Raw genomic sequence first — 928 nt, 5'->3', positions numbered from 1 at the left:
TGATCCTGTGGCTCGCGCGCGATCCCGAGCGGGTGGAGCAGCCTGCAGGCCGTCGCGGCACCGCGCTCGACGTGCTGCGCCTGCCGGGCTTCTGGGTGCTGCTGCCGCTGACGGTCGCGAATTACACCGCCGCCGCCGGGATCCGCGGCGTCTGGGCAGGCTCCTATCTGGCCGATGTCTTCGGCGCGGATGCGCAGCTGATCGGCAAGGTGACGTTGGTGATGGGCCTCGCGATGATCGCGGGCAATTTCGCCTATGGCCCGGCGGACAAGATTTTCGGCAGTCACAAACGGGTCGCGCTTTACGGTAACGCGGTGCTGGCCGTGGCCTTGGCGGTGCTTTTCGTCCTGCCGGGGCAGTCGCTGTGGCTGGCGACGGTGCTTCTGGCGGCGATCGGCTTCTTCGGCGCGTCCTTCCCGGTGATCATGGCGCATGGCCGCACCTTCTACCCGCCGCATCTGACGGGGCGTGGCGTGACGCTGCACAACATGTTTTCGATCATGGGGGTTGCCGCGATGCAATTCGCCTCGCGCCCTGTCTTCGATGCGGTCTCGGTGGGGCATACGCCTGCGGTGGCCTATGGGCTGCTCTTTGCGTTCTTCCTCGCGCCGCTGATGATCGGGTTGGTTTTCTACGTTTTCGCCCGCGACAGCGGCGATGGCATGAGCTAAACCCATCGCATGACCCGGCTCGGATTTCTGATCAATCGCACGCTGCGGCGCGAGGCCCCGCTTGCCGCGCTCTCCGTCTCGCAAAAGGCGTTGCTGGGTGATCTCGCGGGCAAATCGGTGGCGCTTGTCGGCAATGCCCGCGCGCTGGCCGAGGGGCAGGCGGGGGCTGCGATCGACGCGCATGACGTGGTGATCCGGATCAACCGCGCGCCGATGCCCTCGGCCGAGAGCCACGGCACGCGCACCGACTGGCTGGC

Annotated in this window: 2 protein-coding genes; both read left to right on the top strand. The window is 67.1% G+C overall.

The annotated features are described in order from the left end of the window. Positions 1 to 671 (top strand): MFS transporter (locus B3D39_RS16370; RefSeq protein ID WP_349678105.1); only part of this gene is annotated, 671 nt, incomplete at its 5' end. A gap of 9 nt (positions 672 to 680) precedes the next feature. Next, positions 681 to 928: glycosyltransferase family 29 protein (locus tag B3D39_RS16365; protein ID WP_286789889.1), on the top strand; the 248-nt coding region annotated here is incomplete at its 3' end.

Origin of the sequence: Thioclava sp. UBA3469 (assembly GCF_002378135.1) — a bacterium.
Lineage (GTDB): Bacteria > Pseudomonadota > Alphaproteobacteria > Rhodobacterales > Rhodobacteraceae > Thioclava > Thioclava sediminum.
This window is presented reverse-complemented; position numbering and strand designations above follow the sequence as displayed.